The organism is Streptomyces sp. MH60 (assembly GCF_002939385.1).
GTDB lineage: Bacteria > Actinomycetota > Actinomycetes > Streptomycetales > Streptomycetaceae > Streptomyces.
On sequence record NZ_MULI01000051.1, the window covers coordinates 24804 to 49970 of the forward strand.

Sequence of the window (25167 nt, forward strand, 5' to 3'; positions counted from 1 at the left end):
GACGGTCAGGCCTCCGTTCCGGTGCTCTCAGCCGGAGCGGCAGCGGCGGGCGCCTCGGCCTTGGGGGCCTCGGCGGCCGGAGCCGACTGCTGCTGCGGCTTGCGCCCGCGACGCTCGCCACCGCGGCCACCACGGGCCGGGCGGTCGTTGCCGCCACCGCGGGCCGGGCGGTTGCCCGCACGCGCGGCGGCGTTCTCGGCGCGGACCTCGGCGATGTTCTTGACGTCGCCCTTGTAGATCCAGACCTTCACACCGATGCGGCCGAAGGTCGTCTTGGCCTCGAAGAAGCCGTAGTCCACGTTCGCGCGGAGCGTGTGCAGGGGCACACGGCCCTCGCGGTAGAACTCCGAGCGGGACATCTCGGCGCCGCCGAGACGGCCACCGCACTGGATCTTGATGCCCTTGGCGCCGGCCTTCATCGTGCCCTGCATGCTCTTGCGCATGGCGCGACGGAAGGAGACGCGGGAGGACAGCTGCTCGGCGACGGCCTGGGCGACCAGCTGGGCATCGGTCTCGGGGCTCTTGACCTCGAGGATGTTCAGCTGGACCTGCTTGCCCGTGAGCTTCTCGAGCTGACCGCGGATCTTGTCGGCCTCCGCACCGCGGCGGCCGATGACGATGCCCGGACGAGCCGTGTGGATGTCCACGCGGACGCGGTCACGGGTGCGCTCGATCTCGACCTTGGAGATGCCGGCGCGCTCCATGCCGGACGTCAGCATCCGACGGATGGCGACGTCTTCCTTGACGTAGTCCTTGTACAGCTTGTCGGCGTACCAACGCGACTTGAAGTCGGTGGTGATGCCGAGCCGGAACCCGTGCGGGTTTACCTTCTGGCCCATTACCGGGTTCCTTCCTTGCTGCTGACGACCACGGTGATGTGGCTGGTCCGCTTGCGGATCCGGTAGGCACGGCCCTGCGCGCGCGGCCGGAACCGCTTCAGGGTCGGACCCTCGTCGACGTACGCCTCGGAAATGAAGAGGCTGTCGGCGTCGGTGTGGTCGTAGTTGTGCGCGGCGTTGGCGATGGCGCTGTCCAGCACCTTGCCGACCGGCACGCTCGCGGCCTGCGGGGCGAAACGCAGGACCGCCTGAGCCTCCGTGGCATCCATGCCACGGATGAGGTCCACCACGCGGCGGGCCTTCATGGGCGTGACGCGGATGTACCGCGCCTGGGCCCTGGCTTCCATGGTTGTCCCTTCAGTGTTTGTCATGGTCATTCCACCCCGCTGTTAGCGGCGCTTCGACTTCCGGTCGTCCTTGACGTGACCCCGGAAGGTGCGCGTCGGCGAGAACTCGCCGAGCTTGTGGCCGACCATGGACTCGGTGACAAACACCGGGATGTGGGTCTTGCCGTTGTGCACCGCGATCGTGTGGCCGAGCATCGCCGGGACGATCATCGAGCGACGGGACCAGGTCTTGATGACGTTCTTGGTACCGGCTTCGTTCTGCGTGTCCACCTTCTTGATCAGGTGGTCGTCGACGAAGGGTCCCTTCTTCAAGCTACGAGGCATCTCAACCCGTCCTTAGCGCTTCTTGTTCGTCTTGCGGCGGCGGACGATGTACTTGTTCGACGCCTTCTTGGGCGAACGAGTACGGCCTTCCTTCTTGCCCCAGGGGGACACCGGGTGGCGACCACCCGAGGTACGGCCTTCGCCACCACCGTGCGGGTGGTCCACCGGGTTCATGACCACACCACGCACGGTCGGGCGAACGCCCAGCCAGCGCTTACGGCCCGCCTTGCCCCAGTTGATGTTGCTCTGCTCGGCGTTGCCGACCTCGCCGACCGTGGCGCGGCAGCGCTGGTCGACCAGGCGGATCTCTCCGGACGGCATGCGCAGGTGGGCCATCGTGCCCTCCTTCGCGAGCAGCTGCACGGAGGCACCGGCGGAGCGGGCGAACTTGGCGCCGCCACCGGGACGGAGCTCGATCGCGTGGATCGTGGTACCGACCGGGATGTTGCGGAGCGCCAGGTTGTTGCCCGGCTTGATGTCGGCCCCGGGACCGTTCTCGACGCGGTCACCCTGCTGCAGGTTGCGCGGGGCGAGGATGTAGCGCTTCTCGCCGTCGGCGTAGTGCAGCAGCGCGATGCGCGCGGTGCGGTTGGGGTCGTACTCGATGTGCGCGACCTTCGCCGGCACGCCGTCCTTGTCGTGCCGACGGAAGTCGATGACACGGTAGGCGCGCTTGTGTCCGCCACCCTGGTGGCGAACGGTCACACGACCGGCGTTGTTACGGCCGCCCTTGCTGTGCAGCGGGCGGACCAGCGACTTCTCCGGCGTGGACCGCGTGACCTCGACGAAGTCGGCGACGCTGGAGCCACGACGGCCCGGCGTAGTCGGCTTGTACTTGCGGATTCCCATTTCTCAGTCCTCGTCCGATTCCGGACGATCCGGACCTCCGTCAGGAGGTCGGACCGCCGAAGATGTCGATACGGTCGCCCTCGGCGAGGGTCACGATCGCGCGCTTGCTGTCGGCACGCTTGCCGAAGCCCGTGCGGGTCCGCTTCCGCTTGCCCTGGCGGTTGATCGTGTTGACCCCGGTGACCTTGACCGAGAAGACCGCCTGGACGGCCTCCTTGATCTGGGTCTTGTTGGAGCCCGGCGCGACGATGAACGTGTACTTGTTCTCGTCGAGGAGCGCGTAGCTCTTCTCGGACACGACCGGCTTCAGCAGCACGTCACGGGGGTCCGTGAACGCCTTGCTGGCCGGGGTGACGACGGTGTTCTTGCCCTCGGCCTCGTGGCGGCGCGCCTTGGCGACGCGCGCGGCCTTGGCGGCCTTGGCCGCCTTGGAGGCGATGCTCGGGTGACGCGTAGCCATCAGGCTTCGCTCCCTTCGGTGTCAGCGGCCTTGGGGCCAGACACGAAGGACTCGAAAGCGGCCTGGGTGAAGACCACGTCGTCCGAGACGAGAACGTCGTACGTGTTCAGCTGGCCCGGCTCCAGGATGTGGATCTGGGGCAGGTTGCGGGCGGACAGCCACGCGGCCTCGTCGGCGCGGTCGACGACCAGGAGCAGGTTCTTGCGCTCCGAGATCTTGCCGAACAGCGTCCGGGCGGCCTTCGTGGACGGGTTCTCGCCCTCGATGACGCCGGTGACGACGTGGATGCGGTTGTGGCGGGCCCGGTCGGTGAGGGCGTGGCGCAGGGCCGCGGCCTTCATCTTCTTCGGGGTCCGCTGCGAGTAGTCACGCGGCTGCGGGCCGTGGACGACGCCACCGCCGGCGAACTGCGGCGCACGGGTCGAACCCTGGCGGGCGCGGCCGGTGCCCTTCTGGCGGTACGGCTTCTTGCCGCCACCACGGACCTCGCCGCGACGCTTGGTCTTGTGCGTGCCCTGGCGGGCAGCGGCGTTCTGCGCGACGACGACCTGGTGGATCAGCGGGATGCTGATCTTCTCCACGCCGAAGATCTCCGCGGGGAGCTCGACGCTTCCGGTCTTCTCGCCGGCAGGCGAAAGGATGTCAACAGTGCTCATCGGTTACCTCAGGCCCCCTTGGCCGCAGTGCGGACCAGGACGAGGCCGCCGTTCGGACCAGGAACCGCGCCCTTGATGAGGAGCAGGCCCTTCTCCGCGTCAACGGCGTGAACGGTCAGGTTCTGGGTGGTGACCCGCTCGTTGCCCATGCGACCCGCCATGCGCATGCCCTTGAAGACACGGCCGGGGGTGGCACAGCCACCGATGGATCCGGGCATGCGGTGCACACGGTGGGCACCGTGCGACGCCTTGCCACCCTTGAAGTTGTGGCGCTTCATGACGCCGGCGAAGCCCTTGCCCTTGCTCTTCGCGGTGACGTCGACCTTCACGCCGGACTCGAAGGCCTCAGCGGTGATCTCCTGGCCGAGGGTGTACTCGCTGGCACCAGCGGTACGGATCTCGACGAGGTGACGACGGGGGGTGACGTCGGCCTTGGCGAAGTGGCCCTTGAGGGGCTTGTTCACCTTGCGCGGGTCGATCTCGCCGAAGGCGATCTGGACCGACTCGTAGCCGTCGACGTCGTTCGTGCGGACCTGGGTGACGACGTTGGGGCCGGCCTTGACGACGGTGACCGGAACAACACGGTTGTTCTCGTCCCACACCTGCGTCATGCCGAGCTTCTCGCCCAGGATGCCCTTGATCTGCTTGGTCATCTTCAGATCACCGCCCTCAGAGCTTGATCTCGATGTCGACACCGGCCGGGAGGTCGAGTCGCATCAGAGAGTCAACGGTCTTGGGGGTCGGGTCGAGGATGTCGATCAGGCGCTTGTGCGTGCGCATCTCGAAGTGCTCGCGCGAGTCCTTGTACTTGTGCGGCGACTTGATGACGCAGTACACGTTCTTCTCAGTGGGCAGCGGCACCGGGCCCGCGACCGACGCACCAGTGCGCGTCACCGTCTCGACGATCTTCTTCGCCGAAGAGTCGATGACCTCGTGGTCGTAGGCCTTGAGCCGGATGCGGATCTTCTGTCCCGCCATGGCTACTCAGTAGTCCTGTCTCTCGAAACGCTCTGGACCCGGTGGTCCCTTTTCTTCCGCTCCCCCTCCGACCCACGCGGTCGGGCGTGTCGCGCTCTCGCTGACATGGATGTCCCTCTTCGGGACTTCCCTGCAGTGGGAGTCGCGGGCCCTTCCGGAACCGCAGGCCGGGGGCGAGAGGCCCACCGGGTGCCTGGCCTGCACCCCGCTGACACTTCCCGGAAGATTCCCGTACGTCCGCCCCTGATCAGGAGCGACGAGTACTGTGGGACTCGCTTCCGGTCCCCCCGGCGGGAGGCGCGCAGCATCGGCACTCGACCGAGCAACCCCGCTAGTCTGCCATACGGGGCGCGGGGCTGGCCAATCGGGCCGGAGAGAATACCCCGGGGGTGACGGAGATCAAACCCGGGCGGGTGGTGTGACCGCCATCCCGCTGTCCGGGGGACAGGTTCAGAGCGCCATCGGGAACTTCTCTTCCAGGAGCCAGTACTCGCCGCCCTCGGTGCTGGCGGCAAGGGCGAGGTGACCGCTCAGCGACCTGGCGATGAAGAGGAGCTCGCCCGGTTGATCCGCTGTGGACGAGATCGATGTCCGCTCGGTCAGCCTCACCCGGACCCACCCCAGCTCCATACCGGCGGCGGCCAGGAACGAACCGTCATCGGCCACCAGCCCTCCGGCGCGGGCGCGCGCCCTCCAACGCTCGTCCACGACCTGCCTCGCGTCGCCCCCGCTCCGCGGGATGCGCTCGACTGGTTCCGCATCCAGGTGCACCACGCGGCGGAACGCTTCCGTGACGGTCGGCCCACCCTGCCCCTCGTACGCTCCCAGCACTTCAAGGCCGGCACTTTCGAGGCGGGATTGTGCTTTCGCGTCCATTACATAACACCTCAATCAGTTCTGAAAAGAAATGATGGTCTCCGCCGGGTTTGTCCAGCGCCCGATAACGCTCCGGAGCGAGACCGGGAACGTCCGTGTCTTTCAACGGGTTACGGACATAGGCGGATGGGTTCGGAGCCGGAGAAAGACCCAGTGGGTCCGAAGTGACGCATCTACCGGTTTCCGGGCCGAAGTGCCGGAAGTAGTCGTAGTGGAGTCCAGACTCGGGGTCTCCTTCGGCCAGGCAGTAGCGCCCCAAAGAGTGCATCGGGCACGCCATGCCACCGTGCCCGATTCGTCCACGAGATCGGTGGGGGTGCCGATTAGGTCACGAAGCTCGCCCATGCCTCCGGCGTGAGTGCGAGTCGGGGCCAGCGGTGTCCTTGGAGTCACGGATATGGATGGTGGTGGGGGTGGGGGCGACTTCGAGATCGAGGACGCGTAGCTGCCTGGGGTGGGAGACGGGGCGGCCTCCGAAGTGCGGTCGGCATTACCTGAAGCTCCAGGTACGGCAACTCCGCTATGCCCCATATGTGTTCGAGCTGTCGGCGCAGCACCGTTGTGTCCCCGACCGGGCGGCACAACGTCCCCCTCGCCCTGAGTCCACGCATGGGTATCGGCTCGCTGCCACGTCGTCGCCCACTCCTTCGCCGGACTCCTGCGCTCGCCCGCCCAGCCCGCGGCGACGAGAACTGCCGCCACTGATGGCTTCGTGAGTTCCTCGAACTCGGCCGGCTGACCCACTTCCGCGCTTACGTCCGCCATTCACTCGTGCTTCCCTGCCCGCGCGAGGCCGTGTCGCACTTGTTGTCGGACGTATCCAGGGGCGGCACGCACGCCCCGGGTCCGGAAGGGCGACTGCGCGAAGGCGCACGGTCACCCCGTCAGGACACAGCGAGCAACTGATCCAGAATCTCGTCGTATGCCCGGAATCCGGCCTTCCCTTCGTCCGGCGCGTCGGACTCGGGTCGGAGGATGTCCGGCAGGTGCGCGACACGCCACATGCGGAAGACCAGGCTGGGAGTGCTCCCGCCGCTCGGGTCCGCCAGGGCACAGGCGATCGTCAACACCTCGACGATCTGCTCCCCGCCCCGGACGGCCTCGGTGCCGGCCGCGACGGCCGCGGTGACGAGTGCCTGGAGCAGAAGCGTGAGCTGCAGGTCCGCTGCCATACGGCACATGCGGCGAACCAGCGCCGGCTCCTCCAGCTTCGCCAGGGGCTCGGGGACCCCCGTGACACCCGCGGACCACAGGAGCAGAAAGGCCGCGGGCACTTCATGATCGCGCAGCCGTCCCAGCTCGTCGACAACGGCCATACCCGAGTCGCTGAACCGGCAGACCGACCGGATACCGCCGAGCAGGCGCCCCACGTCCTCGGACCGGTCGTCCAGGAAACGGCCGACCGAGACGTCTGAGACGGACCAGGTACCCGTGGCGTTCACGGCCCCGACCTCCACGACACCGCCGAGCGGGCCGAAGACACCACGTGCCAGCATGCTCTCCGACATGGGAACGATCGAACCTGCCACTGCCGCGCTCCTCACAAGACTCTAAAATTGGCCCATCATGTGCTGAATCACCGCGTCTCGCTGTGGAAGTACGCGCGGAGAACCTGCATTCAGGATGTCGACCCCCTCCTGAGTGTCCACGAAGTACTCCGGCTGGCGCCCGGCGGGCCCGCTGTGCTCGCGGAGCACCGAATCAGCGAACGATCTCGGCACTTCGGTCCGCACCACGACTCCTTCGGGACCGGCGTACTGTGTGGCCGCCCTGTTGAAGTCATCGGTCAGGTATACGCCGGCGTCCGGTGTGTATTCGCGCTGCATGTCGTGAGAGCGGCCCAATGAGAATTCCCCGCCGCTCCAGTCCCGTGAGCCATGATAGAGAACCACGCTTTCCTCGTCGCAGGACATCAGACCGAAGGGGTCGGTCTGCCGCCACGGATGGGTCACGTAGCTGTAGGGGTCCGGAGCGGGCGCCAGTCCGAGTGGGTCCAGCGAGGTGTAACGACCGCTCTCCGGGTCGTAGTGGCGGTGGTAGTTGTAGTGCAGCCCTGTTTCTTGGTCCTGGTACTGCCCGGGAAAGCGGAGCGGGGTGTACGCCCGGCTCCGCCGGGGCCAGGCCGTAGTGCCCCATAGCGTCCGGTGGGCTCTCCAGCTCACCTCGCCGTGCGGATCGACGAGTTGGGTCGGAGTTCCGACCAGGTCGGTGACGATCGCAAAGAAGCGAGCGTCTACTTCTTCCTGCGTGGCCGAGTCGGTCAGTCGTTCGGTCTGGGCGATCGGTCGCAGGCCGGAGTGGTCCCAGGTGAGGGTGACCGCATTCGGCAGAGCCGGATCGCTGGTGGTCTCCTCCACGAGAACCGGGCCGTCCCACGTGAAATCCGTCCGCTCCACGACTGAGTGGCCGTCGTCGCCAAGTCGCTCCTTGGCGATACGGCGGCCGAGAGGGTCGTAGGAGTAGCGCCAGGCCGTGCCGTCCGGGGTCCTGACTGAGGTGAGTCGGTCCTCGGCGTCCCAGACGTACCGCCAGACTGCGGGCTTCCGGGACAGACGCTTTTTGCAGCGCTCCACGACCCGTCCGGCAGCATCGTGGACATAGCGCACTCCTCCCGCACGCTCCAGGCGGCTTCCGGCGTAGGAACGGCCGCCTTGCGCCGCTTCCAGTCCCGGATAGCCGGACCATGAAGCAGAAGTGACGCGTCCTGCGACGTCATAGTCATAGCTTTCCGAACGGCCCTCCCCCTCCAGGCTCCTGACGCGCCTCATCGAGTCGGTGGTCAGAACAACAGGACCGTCGATGGCATCGGACACCCGGCTGGGATCGTGCTGCGCTCCGTAGCTGTATTCGCGGCCCTGGACCAGCCGGTCCGCGGTCGTCCACCGTTCTTCCACAGGCTGACCGCTCGCGTCCCACGTCTGGTCGAGACGCAGCGAAGCACCGATGCGACGGCTGATTTCCTGTCCGGCGGCATCGCGACCGAATTCAATGGCGTGGCCGGAAGTATTCAGACGGATCATTCGTCCGACAGCGTCATACCCGTACACGGCACGCGCACCGGAGGGCGTGACGCGCTCAACACGGCGGCCGGCGGAGTCGTACGTCGACACCGTCGACCGGCCGTTCACCCACTCGGCGACGACCCGTCCGGCGAGATCCCGCTCCATCCTCAGGTCGCAGCCCGGCCCCACGGCACGGACCAACCGTCCCATGGCGTCGTGGACGTACTCGGTGGACTCGGCGCCGACCACCTTGGAACGAAGCCGCCCCATCGGGTCGTACGTGAACGCGACCTCCTGGCTCGTCGGGTTCAGTCGCCGCGACAACCGGCCGGCTGCGTCCCGCTCATAGGTTGTCCGCTGTTCGTCGAAGTCCGTTTCGGCAACGAGCCGGCCTGCCGCGTCGTAGGCATATGCCCAACGCAGGCCAAGGGGATTGATCGCATGCGTAAGCCGAAGTGACGCGTCGTACTCGAATTCGTACCGTCCCCCGTCGGGTTCCGTCTGCGCGGTGAGCAGGTCGAAAGGACCGTATTGGAAGGTCGTCAGGGCGCCGTCCGGCTTCACGTGGGACGTGCAGTTGCCCTCACCGTCATACGTCCACGTCTCCTGGGTGCCGTCGGGGCCGAGGACACGGGTCGGACGCCCTTCGACGGTCCACCACAGCCTGGTCGTTTCTCCCAGGGGACCCGTGATGACGCTGAGCCGACCGAAGGAGTCGTACGTGCGTGTGGTGCGCTCCCCCAGAGCACTAGTGGTCTCGCATCGTAGGCCGGCGGCATTGCAACGCACGGTCGTCGTGGCGCCGAGTGGGTCGGTCACCGATGCGATCGACCCATGGGCGTCGTAGGCGAAACGCGTGCGCGCACCGTCCGGTGCGATGGTCTCAAGCCGGTTGCCTCGTGCGTCGTAGGTGTGCTGCCAGTTCGTCCCGTCCGGCAGTGTCACGCGGGTCGGCAGGTGCAGTGCGTTGTACGCCACCGTGACGACGCCGCCGTCTGGCAGCGAGACATGCGTCGGCCGACCGACTGCGTCCACCTCATAACGCGTGCTGTGCCCAAGGGGATCGGTACGGGAGAGCAGGTGGTGGTGGTCGTCGTACTCGGTTCGAGTGCAGTGGCCAAGGGGGTCGATCTCGGCAATGACCTGACTGTTGTCGTTGACAACGAAACGCGTGGTCGCGCCGTCGGTCGTCGTGTGACTGGTGATGCGGTGCCCCGGCCAGGCAGAGAGTTCCTCGTCGTACGTGAATGTGCCGGCGACATGTCCGGCTTGTCCGGCCTGTGAGACGCATCGCCCATGATCGTCGTAGGCGTAGGTGTACCGGTGGCCGTTGCGGTCGGTCCATGACGTCATGCGCAGGTACTCGTCATAGGTGAACGCGAGGGCCAGGCCGGATGAGTTGACGACCTCGGTGAGGTTGCCGTCGTCGTAGCCGTATCGCCTGACAACCGTGTCCGAACCGTCCTCGGCATCGGTCAGACGCAGGGCGGTGACACGGCCGTCGGAGGTAGTGAACGTGACGTGGTAACCGCCTGAGTGCCGGATCCCGAGCGGAACGCCGGACTCGTCGTAATCGAAGGTGAGACTGTTGGCGTTGCGGTCGGTGATGTCGGTGATACGGGCAGTGCCGTCGGGCTGCGGGGCGAAGCGGCGGCTGAGACCGGTCCAGGGATCGTCCACTCGATACGTCCCGTCGGCCTCCCGGCTGAGGGGCATACGGGGACCCGACTCGGGCAACCAGAGATGCCCTGCCTCGCTTTCGACGCGGTAGACGAGGATCATCCCGTCCTCCGTGACGAAGTAGACGCCGTCCGCGTCCATCTCCAGGCGCTGATCCAGAGTCGAGGACCAACCAGGACCGAACCACCATCCGCATCCGTAGTCGGAGGCGGCGCGGCGCATGAACGTCAGGGGCAGGGTTCCGGGAAGGGACACGTCCGTCTCGACCAGGAACGTCTCTCCGGTAGCGACGTCGACCGGGTCACCGCAGCCTTTGATCTTGCTCTTCAGCCGGTTGTAGGCCCCCCTGGCGCCGTCGGCCACCGCTGTCTTGGCGTTCTTCGCGACGCCTCGCGCGCTGAGGGCCATGCCCTTCAGCCCCATCTTGCCCAGTGCCTTCGCACCCTTGGCGAGTCCGCCGAGAGTGGTCAAGCCCTTCATGCCGGGTATGCAGTCGAGTGCGGCGAACCCCACATCCCACAGGGACGCCTGTCCCTTGCTGTATTTGTAGAGCGTGTCCGCGAGGACGACGAGGGCGGCGACCAGGACGATCGCGCCGAGGATGGGGCCGCCGATGATCATCGCGATGATGCCGACGACGGCGACGACGACCTTGCAGACCGCGACGATGGTGTCCCAGTTGTCGGAGAACCAGTCGCCGACGTCCTCCCACCAGGAGCGGTTCTGGATGCCGGCGTCGGACGCCTCGTCGATCTTGTTCTTGGCCTCCCGGGCCGCGTCGTCACGCATCTTGCGCGCGTCCTCGGCCATCTTCTTCGCCGCGTCCAGCGCACCCTGCGCCGAGTCGACGGCCGACTGCGCGTTGGTGTGCGCGGTCTTGGCGTGCTGGACGTCCCGAGTGGCGGCGCGGACCTTGGCCTCGTCCGGCTTGTCCGCGTCCGACTTGCTGCCGGTCGGGTCGTCCTTGTACTTGTCCGCCTCCTTCGACGCCCGCGTCACCCACGAGTCCGCCGAGGACAGCTTCGACTGCGCCGACGTGAGGTCCTGTCGGGCCTCCCGCGCCTTGATGAGCGCCTTGTCCGCCAGGGCCTGCGCCCGCTCCAGCTTCGGCCAGAAGTCCGCGAGCGCGTCGCCGCACATCCCGTACGACTTCTCCAGCTTCTTCAGGTTCTTGGGAACGCCGGAGAACTCCTCCTTGAAGACCGTCGCCGACTTCCCCGCCCACTCGGCCAGGGTGGACTCGCCGGCCATGCCCTTCACCAGACGCAACGCCTCCGAGACGTCGTCGGCGAAGTCGTGCAGCGTCTTCGCGAGCGTGCGCACCCGCTGCGGATCCCCCGGAGTCGGGTCCTTGTCCAGGTCCAGGACATGCCAGTCACTCGGCCTGTGGCCCACCATCCCCGCAACCCCCGTCAACTCACGCGCCGCACCAGCAACCACCCGTACGCACACGTGAACTTACAAGGAGCAGCAGTTCGAAGAAAGATGGTTCGGACGGGCGCGGCCAGAAGGTCAGTGCCATACCTCGGGGTTCAGGGCCGCCGTGACGTGATCGGCTGCCGTGGTGACGGTCAGGTCGGGCTGGCGGACGCGGAGCGCGATGCTCTTCCGCGAAGGAGTGATGGATCTGCCCTCCCGCCGCTTCCAAGCGGGCGGTGCCCGTCCGGAATGCCGGAGCGGCTCGTGGGCCGAAGACTACGAAGGGTGCGGAGCGCGGCATCGTGAGGCGCGGGTGCGGACGACGCGGGTTCATCGTCTGCGCACCGCCCCCCAGGCGTCGGTCGCCGCGTAAGTGCAGCTCAGCCGCCACGCGTCCAGCTTGTTCCGCACCGTGGAGACGACGCGCCAGCACTTCAGCCACGTCGGCAGTCGTCGGAACGGCACGAAGGTCAGGGTGTCGTTGATCGCGTTCACCGCGATGCTCCTGCGGCCCGGGCCTTCCGCCCGCAGTGCGGCGTACAGCTCGGGCGTCAACGCGCCGTTGAGGCGAGCCGCCGTTCCTGCCGCGGTGCAGGCGAACCCTCGCTGAGCGACGTCCGGGAGTTGCATCGCCCGGACGATCCGGGGTGACGCCTCCTCCAGGGAGCAGTTGAAGGCCAGTCCGATGGCCGCCGTGCCGAGGCTTCTCTCCCCGCGCTCGAACGCGGCGTCCCATTCCTTCGGGTCGTTCAGGGCCAGCAGTCGTTCGCCGGTCTGCCAGTTCCGGTGCGTCGACATGATCAGTGACACCGGGGTCCGCTCGTCCGTCTCGTGGTCCCGAACGCCTCGATCAGCTCACGCCAGGCCCGTGTCATCGCGGGAGGGTCCAGAAGCGGGAGTCCCGGGGTGGGGGCGGGTGGAGGGGGAGGCGGGAGAAGTCGATGTGGGCGTCGGCGTCCGGGTCGCCGGTGGGAGGGAGCAGGTGGTCGCCGCGGCCGTAGTAGGCGGGCAGGGCCCAGAACTCCGGGGCCTCGTGGCACAGGAGGTCGGGGTAAGGGTCGACCTCCAGGTCCGCGTACTGGCTGTTGATCCTCGCCACCGCCTCCGGGCGGGAGATGCCGCAGCGGTCCACGAGTACCGCCACCATGTCGCGGAAGTACTCCAGCATTCCCTCGTCCAGGTCGAGGACGAATTCCTCGGTCACCGGGGCCCCCGCACTCCTCAGTCCGCGAACCGGAACGTCGACGTGATCGCGTCGAAGATGTCGAAGAAGGAGTCCGCGAGGTCGAGGACCTGGCTGCTGCCCGCGACCAGGGCCACCTTGCCCTCCTGGCCGGGGACCGGGATGTACGTCTGCATGAGCACCGCGCGGACCGTGCGGTTCAGGGCGTCGCCGGGGACCGGGATGTCCTCCACGCCCCGGGTACGGGCCGCGGGGCCCACGCCGGGGATGTCGACCGTGGTGACCTCGCGCCAGGAGTCGCCGGGCTTCCGCGCCTCCTTGACGGCGAGTTGGGCGGCTATGGCAGCCGGGTCGGTGGGCAGGGGGTCGCCGGAGGACGTGCGGCCGCCTATCAGGGAGACCGTGACCGAGCCCGTGATCGGGGTGTCGCCGCCGAAGCTCTCCGCCATGCAACCGCAGTACAGCGCGCCCGACTTCCACGCGTCGGACGCCGCCTTCTGGAGGAAGGTGACGTACGCGGACCGGGAGGGCTTCAGTTCCGGGTACCGGCGGATGCGGTCCTCGACCATGCGGCGGATCGAGTCGTCCCGGGACTCCGGGCGTACGTCGAACTCCCACCAGGACTCCGGCACCTTGATGCGGAAACCGCCCCGTTCGACGGTCAGTGCCTCCGTGTAACGGGCCATGGTGTGCCCGGCCTCCCCGTGTGTCGCTCGATCGGCTGTTCCCGTCATCGTCCCACTGATCGGCGGCCCGGCGCCGGTGATGTCCGGCACGAGGGCCCGACGGCGTGGCCCGCGCACCCTCGGTACAGAAAGCCGTTCACCTGTTTGGATGAAAACCTGTCGTGACCGCTGTAGACATTCCGCCGCTGCTGTGGTTAGTCTTCTGTCGTAGCCAGGAAGTCAGTGAGGCGCGGCAGAGACGAACTGCCCGCATGAGTAACAGCAGGACCAGCAGGACCCGCAACACCAAGAGGTACGGCACGAGGAGAGAAGGAGGAGGACGCCATCAGGATCGCCCGGGCGAGAACGTTCTCACCGGGTACCGCAGGCCCCGGAACGGAAGGTGGTCCCACGGTCACGCATCCGCGATCCCTCAACAGAAGGCCGGCAGTGCAGTAGGCCGGCAGATGGTGTTACAAATCCCTCGGGGCCTTGGTGCCGTACGGCACCAAGGCCCCTCGACGCGTTCCGCAAACAGAGGTGCAGATGACCGCTGACACACCGCTCAACCGCATCGACGACGACGACTACCCCGCGTACACCATGGGGCGGGCGGCCGAGATGCTGGGCACCACGCCCGCCTTCCTACGAGCCCTCGGCGACGCCCGGCTGATCACGCCGCTGCGCTCGGAGGGGGGCCATCGCCGCTACTCCCGCTACCAGCTGCGCATCGCCGCTCGCGCCCGCGAGATGGTCGACCAGGGAACGTCGATCGAGGCGGCCTGCCGCATCATCATCCTGGAGGACCAGCTCGAAGAGGCTCAGCGCATCAACGCGGAGCTGCGAAGCGGTGGCGCCGGGGTGTCCGGAGACAAGCCGGGGAGTGCCAGTACTGCCCGGTAGTGCCACCGACCCGCCCGCCCGCGCGGGCCTGCGGATAAAATCTGTTCTCATGTCGAAGCCTGACGAGCTGCTCGTTGACATTGCCGCCCGTGTGGAGTCCGCGCAGAGCAGTCGAATGTCCCTGACCGTGGTCACCCACGGCGCTGTTATCACCGGCCGCCTGGCCCCCGAGTCCGTGTGGCGGCAGCGGGTGTCGGAAGTGCTGACCGACTCCGCGGACCTGGGCGTCTTCTCCGCCGCCTTCGACGCTCCGGCGGAAAAGAAGGAGGCACCCACGCACCTGCACTTCCATGTCGCCCGGATCCTCCAGGGCACGATGGGGATCCCCGAAACGGGCGGGATGTACCGCGTGGCGATCGATGACGTCAGCGCCTGGACCGTGGGGGACTTCAGCTACTCCGACCACTGAAACCCGCGGGAATCCGAGAACAGACCGAACAGTGCGCAGTAATCCGCGTACGTGAATTCCATGGTTACGGAAAAGCAGCTGGGGCCCGCACCCCGAAGGATGCGGGCCCCAGCTGCGCTGCGCGCCCGCGGGCGCGCCGACGTCAGGCGAGGACGATGTTCTCGGCCGTCGGGCCCTTCTGGCCCTGCGCGATGTCGAAGCTCACCTTCTGGCCTTCGAGCAGCTCACGGAAGCCCTGGGCGGCGATGTTCGAGTAGTGGGCGAACACGTCAGCGCCGCCACCGTCCTGCTCGATGAAGCCGAAGCCCTTTTCCGCGTTGAACCACTTCACGGTGCCAGTAGCCATGTCTTTTTCTCCTTCGGGGCAGTGCACCGGCGCCCGCACTGTACGGACGCCGTGTCGCCGCGATGATCACCCCGACCGGAAAAAAGACCGGTATCACATTCGGGAACCACACCTGCAACTGATAACGACAGTAGCACGCAACGGGACCCCGCGTACGTCCAGAAATTACGCCCTGTTCGCCGCCGCAAGGAAACTGTCCGCACGTTCCGTCAAACCCTGGTACGGCGGATACAGATTTCAGGGTGCCCATTTCACAGGAATTACCTGGCGGGGCGAGTTCCGTCAGATGACGCCCTGCGCCAGCATCGCGTCGGCCACCCGCTCGAAGCCGGCGATGTTCGCGCCGGTGACGTAGTCGCCGGGGGCGCCGTAGCGCTCGGCGGTTTCGTGGCAGGTGGTGTGGATGCTGGTCATGATGTCCGCCAGCTCGTCCTCGACCCGCGCCGCGGTCCACGACGTACGGGCGTGGTTCTGCGCCATCTCCAGGGCGCTGACCGCGACGCCGCCCGCGTTGGCCGCCTTGCCGGGGCCGAAGGCGACGCCGGCCTGCTGGAGCAGGTGGACGGCCTCGGGGGTCGTCGGCATGTTCGCGCCCTCGGAGACCGCCTTGACGCCGTTGCGGATCAGGGTGGCGGCGTCCTTCTCGTCCAGTTCGTTCTGGGTGGCCGACGGGAGGGCGAGGTCCGCCGGGACCTCCCAGACGCGACCGCCGGGGACGAAGCGGGCCGAGGCGCCCCGGCGTTCGGCGTACGCGTCGACGCGGCCTCGCTCGACCTCCTTGATCTGCTTCAGCAGGCCGAGGTCGATGCCCTTCTCGTCGACGACGTAGCCGGAGGAGTCCGAGCAGGTGACGGCGTTGGCGCCGAGGGCGGTCAGCTTCTCGATGGTGTAGATCGCCACGTTCCCGGAGCCCGAGACGACCGCGGTCTGGCCCTCCAGGTCCTCGCCGCGCTCGCGCAGCATCGCCGCCGCGAAGAGCACGTTGCCGTAGCCCGTCGCCTCCGGGCGGATCAGCGAGCCGCCCCAGCCCTGGCCCTTGCCGGTGAGGACGCCGGACTCCCAGCGGTTGGTGATCCGGCGGTACTGGCCGAAGAGGTAGCCGATCTCCCGGCCGCCGACGCCGATGTCACCGGCGGGGACGTCCGTGTGCTCGCCGATGTGCCGGTACAGCTCCGTCATGAAGGACTGGCAGAACCGCATGACCTCCGCGTCGCTGCGGCCGTGCGGGTCGAAGTCGCTGCCGCCCTTGCCGCCGCCGATGCCGAGGCCGGTCAGGGCGTTCTTGAAGATCTGCTCGAAGCCCAGGAACTTGATGACGCCCAGGTTGACCGACGGGTGGAACCGGAGGCCGCCCTTGTACGGGCCCAGCGCGCTGTTGAACTCGACGCGGAAGCCCCGGTTGACGCGGACCCGGCCCTGGTCGTCCTGCCACGGCACCCGGAACATCACCTGGCGCTCCGGCTCGACCAGCCGCTCGATGAGGCCCGGCTCGGCGTACTCGGGGCGGGCCGCGACGACCGGGGCGAGCGTTTCCAGGACCTCGTGCACGGCCTGGTGGAACTCCGGCTGGGCCGGATTGCGGTGCTCGATCTCGGTGAGGAGGTGGTCGAGGGTGGTCTGCGTCTCGCTTCGCGTCGTCACAGGGGCCCTTTCTGGCACGGCGGGCACCGGTCGCGTGCAGCGACCGGTGGGAGGCGCTCGGCGCCGTTGCCGCGCGCGGGACGCTTAAGTGTTACGCGCATGTAAACCCCGTGGCCAGCACCCGATCACTGGGTGAGACGAAGGACTCCCGGTGCCGCTACGCCTCCCCGTTCAGCATCGCGGCGGTCAGGACGTTGCCCGCGACGCCCCAGCCGCCGTCCGGGACCTCGTCGACGAGGACGACGGTAGTCGGCCGGGCGCGCTCCCCGTAGATCTCGGCGTAGAGGTCGGTGGTGCGTTCGACGATCTTCTTCTTGTCCTCCGGCGTGAGGGTGCCCGCGGGGACCTTGAAGTGGGCGAAGGGCATGTCAGACCAGCCCTCCGTTGGCGCGCAGGATCTGGCCGTTCACCCAGTGCCCGGCGGGGCTGCCCAGGAAGGCGACCACGGCGGCGATGTCCTCCGGGGTGCCCAGCCGCTCCAGGGGCGGCGTCTTCGCGAGCCGGTCGATCTGCTCGGGCGTCTTGCCGTCGAGGAAGAGGTCCGTGGCCGTCGGGCCGGGGGCGACCGTGTTCACGGTGATGTCCCGGCCGCGCAGCTCCCGCGCCAGGATCATCGTCATGGCCTCCACGGCGCCCTTGCTCGCCGCGTAGCCGCCGTACGTGGGGAACTGCGCGCCCACCACGGAGGTCGAGAACCCGACGAACGAGCCCCCCGCGCGCAGCCGCCGCGCCGCCTGCTGGGCGACGACGAAGGTGCCGCGGATGTTGGTGCGGTGCATGGCGTCGAGCGCCGCCAGGTCCAGGTCGGCGATCGGCGACAGGGTCATCCGCCCGGCCGCGTTGACGACCACGTCGACGCCGCCGAACTCCTCCTCCGCCCGGTCGAACAGGGCGGCGACCTCCTTCTCCTCCGCCACGTCGGCCTGTACGGCGAGGGCCCGTCCGCCGGACCCGGTGATCGCCGCCACCGTCTCGTCGGCGGCCGCGGCGCCGTGGGCGTAGTTCACGACGACGGCCAGGCCGTCCTCGGCGAGCTTCCGCGCGACCGCCCGGCCGATGCCGCGCGATCCCCCGGTGACGATCGCCACGCGGGCGTCCGCCCCTGTGTGCTGGTTCGTGTTCGTGGTCATGCGTCCACGATGCGCCCGGTCGGCCGCCGCAGCCAGGGGATGCCATCCCCTGGGTCGGCGGCCCGGCCCGGCGCAGAATGGACCGCATGAGCGCTGTGAAGTACGCCGAGCTGGGCGCGTTCCTGCGGTCGCGGCGCGAGCGCATCCGCCCCGCCGACGTCGGACTCCCGGCCGGGCCGCGCCGCCGGGTGCCGGGGCTGCGCCGCGAGGAGGTCGCCCAGCTCGCCGGGGCCTCCGTGGACTACTACAACGAGCTGGAGCGCGGCGCCGGGTCCCAGCCGTCCGAGCAGATGATCGCCGCGCTGGCGCGTGCGCTGCGGCTGTCCGCCGACGAGCGGGACTATCTGTACCGGCTCGCCGACCGGCCGGTGCCCGTGCAGGGCGGGCCCGCCTCGCACGTGCACCCCGGCATGCTGGACCTGCTGGAGCGCATGACGTCCACACCGGCGCAGGTGATCACCGACCTGCACGTCACCCTCGTACAGAATCCGCTGGCCGTGGCGCTGCTCGGGGACCAGTCCGGTTACCGGGGGCCGCGGGCCAGCTTCGTGCACCGGTGGTTCACCGAGCCGGAGGCCCGGCTGCTGTACCCCGAGGCCGACCACGAGACCCAGTCCCGCGCCTTCGTCGCCGACCTGCGGGCCGCCGCCGCCCGGCGGGACGCGAAGGACGCGGAGGCCGGCTCGATGATCCGTACGCTGCTCGGTGTGTCCCCCGAGTTCGCCGCGCTGTGGGCCGACCACGAGGTGGCGTTCCGGCGCGACGACCGGAAGCGGCTCGTCCACCCGGTGATCGGCCTGATCGAGGTCAACTGCCTCAACCTGTTCAGTGAGGACGGCCGCCAGCGGCTTCTGTGGTTCACCCCGGCCGTCGGGACCGACAGCGCGGGGTTGCTGGAGTTGTTGTCGGTCGTCGGAACGCAGGAGGTCAGCGCTGCGACGCGTACGGCAGGAAGCGCGCCCAGGCAGCAGGGGTGAGCGTCAGGAGGGGGCCGTCGGTGCTCTTGGAGTCGCGGACGTGGACGGTGCCGGGGGTGACGGCCAGCTCGACGCAGGAGTTGCCGTCCGTACCGCTGCTGTAGCTGCTCTTGAACCAGACCAGTTCGGTCTCGCGGATCATGTTTCTCCCAGCAGTTTTTCGATGAAGGCACGTGACTCTCTCGGTGGGAGAGCCTGCGCCCGGATGGTGCCATACCGCAGCTCAAGGATGCGCAGCTCCCTGGGCTCAGCGGTCGGCCGACCGTTGAACGCACCATCGCTACGTCCCACTGCCGTGCCATCCGGGAACTTCAGCAGCTCGATCTTGCCGTCCACACCCGGGTGGGCCTCAGTGTCCGTCGGCATCACCTGAAGTGAGACGTGGTTCAACGATCCCATCTCCAACAGGCGTTCGAGCTGCTGCTGCCTCACCATTGTGCCGCCAACCGGCCGTCGCAACGGCGCCTCTTCCAGGACGAAGTGGATCGACGGCGCCGGATCGCGTTCGAAGACCGACTGCCGAGCCATGCGGGCGGCCACCATGCGCTGTACGTCGTCCGCGGAGTACGGCGGCTGAGCGGCTTCCATCAGCGCGCGGGCATGCTCCGGTGTCTGCAAGAGCCCATGGACGCTGTTGCACTCGTAGATGCCGATCTCGACCGCACTCGCCTCCAGTTTCCCCAGCTCCCGCACCTTCTTCGGGTAACGGACCTTCTTGACGTCCTCCCAGCTCGCCGAGATGAGCCCACCGGCCCCCAGCACCTCGTCGGCCCTGTCCAGATACTCCTGCCGGGGAATCCGTCTGCCGCCCTCGACCTTGTAGACCAGGTCCTCCCCGTACCCGACCGCCACTCCGAACTCGCCGGCGCGCATCCCCGCGGCCTCGCGGCGAAGCTTCAACTGCCGTCCCACCGTGGTGATGACCGCGACGCCCCACTCGTCGTCGGGGTCGACCTCCCACCCCGACTCGTCCGTCTCGACCGTCATCCCGCTCCCCTTCGTCGTGCTCGCCGTGTTGCCCCCAGCGCCCTACCCGTACGGCACGTACCGACAGCCCCGACAGCGATGGACAACCACCGGACAGTCACGGCACGTACCCGCTGAGTCACTTTTCACGGTACGCACACGCCGCCACGCTGAGTGACGTGAACCAGAAATCCGCCGAACTCCCGACGTCCGTCCGCAACTTCAGCGTGCAGCTGTCCCCCACGCCACGCGGTGCCCGCCTCGCCCGTCTGCTGGCGACCGAGCAACTCCGCTCCTGGGGTCTGCCCCTGGACCCGGCACGCCTGCTCGTCGCCGAGCTGGCCAACAACGCGAGCGCCCACGGACGCGTCCCGGGCCGCGATTTCCGGCTCACCCTCTACGTCGTCGGCGACACCCTCCGCATCGAGGTGACCGACACCCGGGGCGAGGCACTCCCCGACCCCCGACAGCCTTCGCCCGAGGCCGAATCCGGCCGGGGCCTGCTGCTGGTGGAGGCGTTGGCGAGCCGCTGGGGAGTGACGGAGGGCCGCTTCCCGCGCAAGACGGTCTGGGCGGAGCTGCGCTGCATGCCACCGCGACCCGCGTTCTGAGGTCGGTGCCCTACCAAGAGCAGGAACCCGGGGGGAAATGACCCCACCAAGCCCCACCCCTCCCGCCCACGGCGCGCTTTCGACGAGCAGCCGTCACGCCACCGCCGACACGCAGAACGGATGCCCCGCCGGGTCCAGCAGCACCCGCCAGCGGTCCGGGGACGGCTGGAACTCTGGCTTCGTCGCGCCCAGGGCGAGCATGCGGGCCTCCCCCGCGTCCAGGTCGTCGACGCCGACGTCTAGGTGGGCCTGCTTCTCCTGGTCGGTGCCCGGCCAGGAGGGCGGGCGGTAGTCGGTCAGGCGGCAGAAGCCGAGGCCGGGTGCGCCCTCCTTGCCGCCGAGGAGGTAGAAGTCGTCGGTGTGGAAGGCGACGGGGAGGCCGAGGGCCTCGCCCCAGAAGCGGGCCAGCTGGGCGGGGTCGGAGCAGTCGAAGGTGACGGCCGAGTAGCGGAAGGCCGGTGCCGGGGTGTTCTGCGTTGTCGTCATGGCAGAGACCGTAGGACGTGACCAGGACAGGTTCGGTCCTGGTCGGCGCCGGAGGCGTGGAAGACTTCGGGACCGTGCTCAGTACTTCCGCCCGGCTGCTGCGACTGGTCTCCCTGCTCGCCGTCCGTCCCGCGTGGACCTGCGGCGAGCTGGCCGAACGGATGGAGGTCACCGAGCGGACGGTGCGGCGGGACGTGGCCCGGCTGCGGGAGCTGGGGTACGCCGTCGACTCCGATCCGGGGCCGTGGGGCGGGTACCGGCTGCGGCCGGGGACGCGTACGCCGCCGCTGATCCTGGATGACGAGGAGGCCCTCGCCGTGGCCGTCGGGCTGCGGGAGGCCGCGCTGAGCGGGGCGCTCGGCGGGGACCAGGCGGCGTTGTCGGCACTGCTGAAGCTGCGGCAGGTACTGCCCAAGCGGCTGGGCGACCGGCTCGGGGACATGGACGCCGCGTTCGTGCAGACACCGAGGGCCGGGGAACCGCAGGTCGCGGCGGGGACGCTGCTGGAGCTGGCGGCCGCGTGCCGGCGGGGCGAGCGGGCCCGGATGGCGTACCGGGACTGGGGAGGGCGGGCCAGTGTGCGGGACGTCGATCCGTACCGGCTCGTGCACACCGGGCGGCGTTGGTACTTCGTGGCACGGGATGTCGCGCGGGGAGAGTGGCGGACGTTCCGGGCGGACCGGGTCGAGCGGGTGCAGCCGACCGGGCGGCCCGTCGAGTTCAGCGAACCGCTGCCCGATCCGGCGCTGCTCGTGTCCCGCGCGAGCGCGACCGGGCCGTACGCGGTGCTGGCCACCGTCCGCCTGCCGGTGCCCATGGAACAGGCGCTGCGGTCCATTCCCGCCACGGTCGGGCTGCACCGGGCCGACGGGCCGGACGCCACGGTCGTCGAGGTCGGCGGGTCGAGCGCGGAGGGACTGGCCAGGTATCTGTTCAGCCTCGCCACGCCGTTGCGCGTCCTGGCGCCGGACTCCGTGCGGGAGGCGCTGCTGCGCCGGACCCGGGAACTGCTCGCCGCGAACGGCGACGCGGGTACTTGAAGTTTCCTCCACAGGTCCGTACCAACCCCTTGCCCCCGTCCTCCCCTCGTCGCAAGCTCCCCTCATGGAGCTGGAGTTGCGGCATCTCAAGACGGTCCGGGCCATCGCCGACGCCGGCAGCCTCACCAGGGCGGCGACGGCTCTCGGTCTCGCGCAGCCCGCGTTGAGCGCACAGCTCAAGCGGATCGAACGGGCCCTGGGCGGCGCGCTGTTCGTACGCGGCCGGCACGGGGTGCGGGCCACCGCGCTGGGCGAACTGGTGCTGGAGCGGAGCCGGATCGTGCTGCCCGCGGTGACCGAGTTGCAGCAGGAGGCGGCCCGGTTCGCCCGCGCGCCGCGGACGGCAGAGCGGCTGCGGATCGGCGGCACCCACGGGCCCTTGCTGGGCGCCCTCCTCGACCGGCTGGCCGGTGTGGCACCCGACGCCCGGATGACGACCTGCACCTCCTGGTCCGAGCGGGAGCTGGCCGGGCAGCTCGCCGAGGGGCGGCTGGACTTCGCGCTGGCCGGTACCTGCGGCACCGCGTCACCACCTCCCGGTGAGGGTCTGGTGTGGCGGGAGGTCGCCGTCGACCCGGTGTTCGTCATGGTGTCCGAGAACCACCCGCTGGCCCGCCGCGCGGAGGTGGACCTGACCGAGCTGGCCGACGAGGAGTGGTCCTGCGTACCCGGCGACGGCTGCTTCGGCGACTGCTTCACCGCCTCGTGCGCCCGCGCGGGCTTCACCCCGCGCCGCATGTACGAGACGGACACCGCCTCGCTCGTGCACCTGGTGCAGGTGGGGCGGGCGGTCGGGCTGTGCCGGGCGACCTTCCCGACCACGCCCCAGATCGTGACCCGGCCCCTGACCGGCACCCCGCTGACCTGGCGGCATCTGCTCGGCTGGCACGCGGCGACGCAGCGGCAGGACACCGCCGCCGCCGTGCTCTCGCAGGCGCGCATGGCGCACGCGGGCGTGGCGGCCAACAGCGACAGCTACACGGAGTGGATGTCGGCCCACCGGGTTCCGTAACACCGGGTCCCGTAACACCGCGTTCCATAACACCGGGCAGAGGGGCGGCTGACCTCTTATGCCGGCCGGTCGGCCCTCCCTACGGTTTCGGCACCTCCCCACCGAGACCGAGGAGATCCCCCATGCCCCACCGACACCGACACCACAGAGCCGTGGGTGCCGCCGTCACCGCGACCGCGGCCCTGCTCGTGGCCGGGCTCAGCGGCTCCGCGAGCGCCGGGGCGGCACCCGCCGACTCCGCCCCCACCGCGGCCGAGACCCTGCGCACCGACGCCGCGCCCCCGGCTCTCCTCAAGGCCATGCAGCGGGACCTCGGCCTCGACCGCCGGCAGGCGGAGCGCCGCCTCGTCAACGAGGCCGAGGCCGGGGCCACGGCGGGCCGGCTGCGGGCCGCGCTCGGCAGCGACTTCGCGGGCGCGTGGGTGGACGGTGCCGAGTCCGGCACGCTGACCGTGGCGACGACCGACGCGGGCGACGTCGCCGCGATCGAGGCGCGCGGCGCGCAGGCGAAGGTCGTACGCCACTCGCTCGCCGGCCTGGACGCGGCCAAGGCCCGCCTCGACGAGGCGGCGGCCGGTCTGAACACCGCCGACGCGCCCGTCTGGTACGTCGACACCCGCGCCAACACCGTCGTCGTCGAGGCGATACGTCCGGCCGCGGCCCGTTCGCTGCTGGCGGCGGCCGGTGTGGACCGGTCCCTCGCCCGGGTCGAGTCCCGCACCGAGCGGCCCCGCACCTTCTACGACCTGCGCGGCGGCGAGGCGTACTACATCGACAACAGCAGCCGCTGCTCGATCGGCTTCCCCGTCACCAAGGGCACCCAGCAGGGCTTCGCCACCGCGGGGCACTGCGGCCGGGCCGGCTCCAGCACGACGGGCGCCAACCGGGTGGCCCAGGGCACCTTCCAGGGTTCGATCTTCCCGGGCCGCGACATGGCATGGGTGGCCACCAACTCCAGCTGGACGGCGACCCCGTACGTCCTCGGCGCCGGTGGGCAGAACGTCCAGGTCGCCGGCTCCACGGCGGCTCCGGTGGGCGCCTCCGTGTGCCGTTCCGGCTCGACGACCGGCTGGCACTGCGGCACCATCACGCAGCTGAACACCAGCGTCACCTACCAGGAGGGCACCATCTCCCCGGTCACCAGGACCACGGTGTGCGCCGAGCCCGGTGACTCCGGCGGCTCCTACATCTCCGGCAGCCAGGCCCAGGGCGTCACCTCGGGCGGCTCCGGCGACTGCCGGTCCGGCGGCGAGACCTTCTTCCAGCCGATCAACGCGCTGCTCCAGAACTTCGGGCTCACGCTCAAGACGACCGGCGGCGACGACGGCGGCGAGGAGCCCGGCGAACCCGGCGGCACCTGGGCGGCCGGCACCGTCTACCAGCCGGGCGACACCGTGACGTACGGCGGCGCCACCTATCGCTGCCTCCAGGGCCACCAGGCCTACGCGGGCTGGGAGCCGCCGAACGTTCCCGCGCTCTGGCAGCGGGTGTGACACCCCACTGACCCCCACAGGGGACAACGGGGGACGGGTCCGGGCGTGCGTGAGGGAGAGCGCCCGGGCCCGGTCACGTCTGCCTCAGGTGCGGGTGACCTGGCCGCAGCCTCCCGACCCGGAGCCGCTGAGGGGACGGCTGCGGTCGTAGGGGTCGGTCGGGGGGCCGGTGGGCCGCGCGCCGCCCGGACCGTCGTCGTCGGGGAAGCCGGGGTGCAGGAAGCCGTCGTAGACGTCGCAGTCGGTGTTGCCGTACTCGGAGAAGTACTTCTCCATCAGGAGCTTGCCCTCGGTCACGTTCCACTTCGCCGGGTCGTTCAGGGTCAGGGTGAGCACGCGGCGGATGATGGTGCGGGCGACCGGTCCGTCCGCGTCGTCGGCCCGCACCAGCGGGTAGACGAAGGTGTAGTCCGCGTTGATCTTGACCACGCCCGGTTCGCCGGCGGCGAGCGTCATGCGGCCGCGGACCTTGACGACGTCACCGGCCGGGCGGATCTCGGCGGGGTCGAAGCGGGTGAAGAGGCGGAGCGGGTCGTGGTCCTCGTCGGGGCTGCTCAGGGAGCGGCGCAGCTTCGGCAGCAGCTCCGGCTGCTTCGGGTCGAGGACGGCCAGCGCCTCGTCCGGGTGTCCGCCGCGCAGTACGGCGGGGTCCAGGTTGGCGGCGACCAGGAGTTCCTTGGTGCGGCGCAGCGCGAACGCCACGTCGTCCTCGCTCATGCCGGACAGCGCCTTCGCCCGCGGCACCGCGATGGCGTCGGCGCCCTCGGCCCACCGCTCGGCGGGCGAGCCGCGGAACGGGTGCTCGCGGGTGGCCCGTTCCGCCCCGGCGGGCTCGCCGGGAGCGCCGGTCGGCCGCGCCGTCTCGGCCGCCATGG

General features: G+C 69.4%; 29 protein-coding genes and 3 pseudogenes. 7 read left to right on the plus strand and 25 right to left on the minus strand.

Annotated features, from left to right (window positions below; genetic code table 11):
• Positions 1-5 precede the first annotated feature (5 nt).
• The 17 genes and pseudogenes from rpsC to BZZ08_RS26360 all read right to left on the minus strand — a co-directional run bounded on the left by rpsC (position 6) and on the right by BZZ08_RS26360 (position 13299).
• Positions 6-839 (minus strand): 30S ribosomal protein S3, encoded by an 834-nt coding sequence (gene rpsC, locus BZZ08_RS26290; protein WP_003974261.1) that lies wholly within the window; start codon positions 837-839, stop codon positions 6-8.
• Positions 839-1186 carry a 50S ribosomal protein L22 gene (rplV, locus tag BZZ08_RS26295; RefSeq protein WP_003974262.1) on the minus strand — a complete coding sequence of 116 codons (348 nt, stop codon included), beginning with the start codon at positions 1184-1186 and terminating at the stop codon, positions 839-841. Before rplV ends, rpsC begins: the two co-directional genes overlap by 1 nt.
• Positions 1187-1228: 42 nt before the next feature.
• The gene (gene rpsS, locus BZZ08_RS26300; RefSeq protein WP_003974263.1) at positions 1229-1510 is read right to left on the minus strand and encodes a 30S ribosomal protein S19; all 282 of its coding nucleotides are present in this window, start codon (positions 1508-1510) and stop codon (positions 1229-1231) included.
• Positions 1511-1522: 12 nt separating this feature from the next.
• A complete protein-coding gene (rplB, locus tag BZZ08_RS26305) occupies positions 1523-2359 on the minus strand; it encodes a 50S ribosomal protein L2 (protein ID WP_003974264.1) in 837 nt (278 codons plus the stop codon).
• Positions 2360-2399: 40 nt separating this feature from the next.
• Positions 2400-2819, minus strand: coding sequence for a 50S ribosomal protein L23 (rplW, locus tag BZZ08_RS26310; RefSeq protein WP_007443985.1), 420 nt, complete (start codon positions 2817-2819; stop codon positions 2400-2402).
• Positions 2819-3475, minus strand: a complete 657-nt coding sequence (gene rplD / locus BZZ08_RS26315) for a 50S ribosomal protein L4 (RefSeq protein WP_104634711.1) — start codon at positions 3473-3475, stop codon at positions 2819-2821. Before rplD ends, rplW begins: the two co-directional genes overlap by 1 nt.
• A gap of 8 nt (positions 3476-3483) precedes the next feature.
• The gene (rplC, locus tag BZZ08_RS26320) at positions 3484-4128 is read right to left on the minus strand and encodes a 50S ribosomal protein L3 (RefSeq protein WP_104634712.1); all 645 of its coding nucleotides are present in this window, start codon (positions 4126-4128) and stop codon (positions 3484-3486) included.
• Positions 4129-4144: 16 nt separating this feature from the next.
• Positions 4145-4453: a 30S ribosomal protein S10 gene (gene rpsJ, locus BZZ08_RS26325; protein WP_003948644.1), complete on the minus strand. Its 309-nt coding sequence runs from the start codon at positions 4451-4453 to the stop codon at positions 4145-4147.
• Positions 4454-4903: 450 nt separating this feature from the next.
• Entirely contained in the window at positions 4904-5329 is a 426-nt protein-coding gene (locus tag BZZ08_RS26330; protein ID WP_133169224.1) for a hypothetical protein, read from the minus strand.
• A 73-nt stretch (positions 5330-5402) separates the two neighbouring features.
• Positions 5403-5659: pseudogene (locus BZZ08_RS40140) on the minus strand (RHS repeat-associated core domain-containing protein); the annotation flags it as partial.
• Positions 5653-5759, minus strand: a pseudogene (locus BZZ08_RS39650) (DUF397 domain-containing protein); the annotation flags it as partial. The pseudogenes BZZ08_RS40140 and BZZ08_RS39650, both read right to left, overlap by 7 nt.
• A pseudogene (locus BZZ08_RS39655) lies at positions 5719-6006 on the minus strand (Scr1 family TA system antitoxin-like transcriptional regulator); the annotation flags it as partial. The pseudogenes BZZ08_RS39655 and BZZ08_RS39650, both read right to left, overlap by 41 nt.
• A 207-nt stretch (positions 6007-6213) precedes the next feature.
• On the minus strand, positions 6214-6837 hold the full coding sequence (locus BZZ08_RS26340; RefSeq protein WP_104634714.1) for a hypothetical protein: 624 nt from the start codon (positions 6835-6837) through the stop codon (positions 6214-6216).
• A gap of 42 nt (positions 6838-6879) precedes the next feature.
• Positions 6880-11409, minus strand: a complete 4530-nt coding sequence (locus BZZ08_RS26345) for a DUF6531 domain-containing protein (protein WP_104634715.1) — start codon at positions 11407-11409, stop codon at positions 6880-6882.
• 351 nt (positions 11410-11760) lie between these two features.
• Positions 11761-12228, minus strand: coding sequence for a hypothetical protein (locus BZZ08_RS26350; protein WP_104634732.1), 468 nt, complete (start codon positions 12226-12228; stop codon positions 11761-11763).
• Positions 12229-12301: 73 nt separating this feature from the next.
• Positions 12302-12634, minus strand: a complete 333-nt coding sequence (locus BZZ08_RS26355) for a hypothetical protein (RefSeq protein ID WP_104634716.1) — start codon at positions 12632-12634, stop codon at positions 12302-12304.
• 17 nt (positions 12635-12651) lie between these two features.
• Positions 12652-13299 (minus strand): hypothetical protein, encoded by a 648-nt coding sequence (locus BZZ08_RS26360; protein WP_104634717.1) that lies wholly within the window; start codon positions 13297-13299, stop codon positions 12652-12654.
• A gap of 525 nt (positions 13300-13824) precedes the next feature.
• Here BZZ08_RS26360 and BZZ08_RS26365 point away from each other — a divergent pair.
• Positions 13825-14181: a MerR family transcriptional regulator gene (locus BZZ08_RS26365; protein ID WP_104634718.1), complete on the plus strand. Its 357-nt coding sequence runs from the start codon at positions 13825-13827 to the stop codon at positions 14179-14181.
• Between the two features lie 49 nt (positions 14182-14230).
• Positions 14231-14590, plus strand: coding sequence for a hypothetical protein (locus BZZ08_RS26370; protein WP_104634719.1), 360 nt, complete (start codon positions 14231-14233; stop codon positions 14588-14590).
• Between the two features lie 142 nt (positions 14591-14732).
• Here the strand turns inward: BZZ08_RS26370 and BZZ08_RS26375 are convergent, their stop codons facing one another.
• The 4 genes from BZZ08_RS26375 to BZZ08_RS26390 form a co-directional block, all read right to left on the minus strand.
• Positions 14733-14936, minus strand: coding sequence for a cold-shock protein (locus BZZ08_RS26375; RefSeq protein ID WP_030039020.1), 204 nt, complete (start codon positions 14934-14936; stop codon positions 14733-14735).
• 282 nt (positions 14937-15218) lie between these two features.
• Positions 15219-16577, minus strand: a complete 1359-nt coding sequence (gene gdhA / locus BZZ08_RS26380; RefSeq protein WP_198601702.1) for an NADP-specific glutamate dehydrogenase — start codon at positions 16575-16577, stop codon at positions 15219-15221.
• 157 nt (positions 16578-16734) lie between these two features.
• Positions 16735-16944: a 4-oxalocrotonate tautomerase family protein gene (locus BZZ08_RS26385; RefSeq protein WP_104634721.1), complete on the minus strand. Its 210-nt coding sequence runs from the start codon at positions 16942-16944 to the stop codon at positions 16735-16737.
• A 1-nt stretch (position 16945) separates the two neighbouring features.
• Complete coding sequence (locus tag BZZ08_RS26390) at positions 16946-17707, minus strand: SDR family oxidoreductase (RefSeq protein ID WP_104634722.1); 762 nt, start codon at positions 17705-17707, stop codon at positions 16946-16948.
• 77 nt (positions 17708-17784) lie between these two features.
• Between BZZ08_RS26390 and BZZ08_RS26395 the strand changes: the two genes are divergently transcribed.
• Positions 17785-18684, plus strand: a complete 900-nt coding sequence (locus BZZ08_RS26395; RefSeq protein ID WP_198601703.1) for a helix-turn-helix transcriptional regulator — start codon at positions 17785-17787, stop codon at positions 18682-18684.
• Here BZZ08_RS26395 and BZZ08_RS26400 read toward each other — a convergent pair.
• Both BZZ08_RS26400 and BZZ08_RS26405 read right to left on the minus strand, forming a co-directional pair.
• Positions 18635-18826 (minus strand): DUF397 domain-containing protein, encoded by a 192-nt coding sequence (locus BZZ08_RS26400; protein ID WP_104634724.1) that lies wholly within the window; start codon positions 18824-18826, stop codon positions 18635-18637. The two genes, BZZ08_RS26395 and BZZ08_RS26400, sit on opposite strands and share 50 nt — an antisense overlap.
• Entirely contained in the window at positions 18823-19671 is an 849-nt protein-coding gene (locus BZZ08_RS26405; RefSeq protein ID WP_104634725.1) for a helix-turn-helix domain-containing protein, read from the minus strand. The genes BZZ08_RS26400 and BZZ08_RS26405 overlap by 4 nt, the downstream gene beginning before the upstream one ends.
• A 158-nt stretch (positions 19672-19829) precedes the next feature.
• Here BZZ08_RS26405 and BZZ08_RS26410 point away from each other — a divergent pair, with 158 nt between their 5' ends.
• Positions 19830-20261, plus strand: a complete 432-nt coding sequence (locus BZZ08_RS26410; RefSeq protein ID WP_104634726.1) for an ATP-binding protein — start codon at positions 19830-19832, stop codon at positions 20259-20261.
• 93 nt (positions 20262-20354) lie between these two features.
• Here the strand turns inward: BZZ08_RS26410 and BZZ08_RS26415 are convergent, their stop codons facing one another.
• On the minus strand, positions 20355-20747 hold the full coding sequence (locus tag BZZ08_RS26415) for a VOC family protein (protein ID WP_104634727.1): 393 nt from the start codon (positions 20745-20747) through the stop codon (positions 20355-20357).
• Positions 20748-20803: 56 nt separating this feature from the next.
• Here BZZ08_RS26415 and BZZ08_RS26420 point away from each other — a divergent pair, with 56 nt between their 5' ends.
• The 3 genes from BZZ08_RS26420 to BZZ08_RS26430 all read left to right on the plus strand — a co-directional run bounded on the left by BZZ08_RS26420 (position 20804) and on the right by BZZ08_RS26430 (position 24292).
• Positions 20804-21787 (plus strand): helix-turn-helix transcriptional regulator, encoded by a 984-nt coding sequence (locus tag BZZ08_RS26420; RefSeq protein ID WP_104634728.1) that lies wholly within the window; start codon positions 20804-20806, stop codon positions 21785-21787.
• A 64-nt stretch (positions 21788-21851) separates the two neighbouring features.
• Positions 21852-22799, plus strand: a complete 948-nt coding sequence (locus BZZ08_RS26425) for a LysR substrate-binding domain-containing protein (RefSeq protein ID WP_104634729.1) — start codon at positions 21852-21854, stop codon at positions 22797-22799.
• A gap of 122 nt (positions 22800-22921) precedes the next feature.
• Positions 22922-24292: an alpha-lytic protease prodomain-containing protein gene (locus BZZ08_RS26430; RefSeq protein WP_104634730.1), complete on the plus strand. Its 1371-nt coding sequence runs from the start codon at positions 22922-22924 to the stop codon at positions 24290-24292.
• 84 nt (positions 24293-24376) lie between these two features.
• Here BZZ08_RS26430 and BZZ08_RS26435 read toward each other — a convergent pair.
• Positions 24377-25167: hypothetical protein (locus BZZ08_RS26435; RefSeq protein WP_104634731.1), on the minus strand; the 791-nt coding region annotated here is incomplete at its 5' end.

Coding starts and splice junctions, on each gene's coding strand:
- rpsC (WP_003974261.1), bottom strand. CDS start 839: ATGGGCCAGAAGGTAAACCCGCACGGGTTCCGGCTCGGCATCACCACC.
- rplV (WP_003974262.1), bottom strand. CDS start 1,186: ATGGAAGCCAGGGCCCAGGCGCGGTACATCCGCGTCACGCCCATGAAG.
- rpsS (WP_003974263.1), bottom strand. CDS start 1,510: ATGCCTCGTAGCTTGAAGAAGGGACCCTTCGTCGACGACCACCTGATC.
- rplB (WP_003974264.1), bottom strand. CDS start 2,359: ATGGGAATCCGCAAGTACAAGCCGACTACGCCGGGCCGTCGTGGCTCC.
- rplW (WP_007443985.1), bottom strand. CDS start 2,819: ATGGCTACGCGTCACCCGAGCATCGCCTCCAAGGCGGCCAAGGCCGCC.
- rplD (WP_104634711.1), bottom strand. CDS start 3,475: ATGAGCACTGTTGACATCCTTTCGCCTGCCGGCGAGAAGACCGGAAGC.
- rplC (WP_104634712.1), bottom strand. CDS start 4,128: ATGACCAAGCAGATCAAGGGCATCCTGGGCGAGAAGCTCGGCATGACG.
- rpsJ (WP_003948644.1), bottom strand. CDS start 4,453: ATGGCGGGACAGAAGATCCGCATCCGGCTCAAGGCCTACGACCACGAG.
- BZZ08_RS26330 (WP_133169224.1), bottom strand. CDS start 5,329: ATGGACGCGAAAGCACAATCCCGCCTCGAAAGTGCCGGCCTTGAAGTG.
- BZZ08_RS26340 (WP_104634714.1), bottom strand. CDS start 6,837: ATGTCGGAGAGCATGCTGGCACGTGGTGTCTTCGGCCCGCTCGGCGGT.
- BZZ08_RS26345 (WP_104634715.1), bottom strand. CDS start 11,409: ATGGTGGGCCACAGGCCGAGTGACTGGCATGTCCTGGACCTGGACAAG.
- BZZ08_RS26350 (WP_104634732.1), bottom strand. CDS start 12,228: ATGTCGACGCACCGGAACTGGCAGACCGGCGAACGACTGCTGGCCCTG.
- BZZ08_RS26360 (WP_104634717.1), bottom strand. CDS start 13,299: ATGGCCCGTTACACGGAGGCACTGACCGTCGAACGGGGCGGTTTCCGC.
- BZZ08_RS26365 (WP_104634718.1), top strand. CDS start 13,825: ATGACCGCTGACACACCGCTCAACCGCATCGACGACGACGACTACCCC.
- BZZ08_RS26370 (WP_104634719.1), top strand. CDS start 14,231: ATGTCGAAGCCTGACGAGCTGCTCGTTGACATTGCCGCCCGTGTGGAG.
- BZZ08_RS26375 (WP_030039020.1), bottom strand. CDS start 14,936: ATGGCTACTGGCACCGTGAAGTGGTTCAACGCGGAAAAGGGCTTCGGC.
- BZZ08_RS26385 (WP_104634721.1), bottom strand. CDS start 16,944: ATGCCCTTCGCCCACTTCAAGGTCCCCGCGGGCACCCTCACGCCGGAG.
- BZZ08_RS26390 (WP_104634722.1), bottom strand. CDS start 17,707: ATGACCACGAACACGAACCAGCACACAGGGGCGGACGCCCGCGTGGCG.
- BZZ08_RS26395 (WP_198601703.1), top strand. CDS start 17,785: ATGGACCGCATGAGCGCTGTGAAGTACGCCGAGCTGGGCGCGTTCCTG.
- BZZ08_RS26400 (WP_104634724.1), bottom strand. CDS start 18,826: ATGATCCGCGAGACCGAACTGGTCTGGTTCAAGAGCAGCTACAGCAGC.
- BZZ08_RS26405 (WP_104634725.1), bottom strand. CDS start 19,671: ATGACGGTCGAGACGGACGAGTCGGGGTGGGAGGTCGACCCCGACGAC.
- BZZ08_RS26415 (WP_104634727.1), bottom strand. CDS start 20,747: ATGACGACAACGCAGAACACCCCGGCACCGGCCTTCCGCTACTCGGCC.
- BZZ08_RS26425 (WP_104634729.1), top strand. CDS start 21,852: ATGGAGCTGGAGTTGCGGCATCTCAAGACGGTCCGGGCCATCGCCGAC.
- BZZ08_RS26430 (WP_104634730.1), top strand. CDS start 22,922: ATGCCCCACCGACACCGACACCACAGAGCCGTGGGTGCCGCCGTCACC.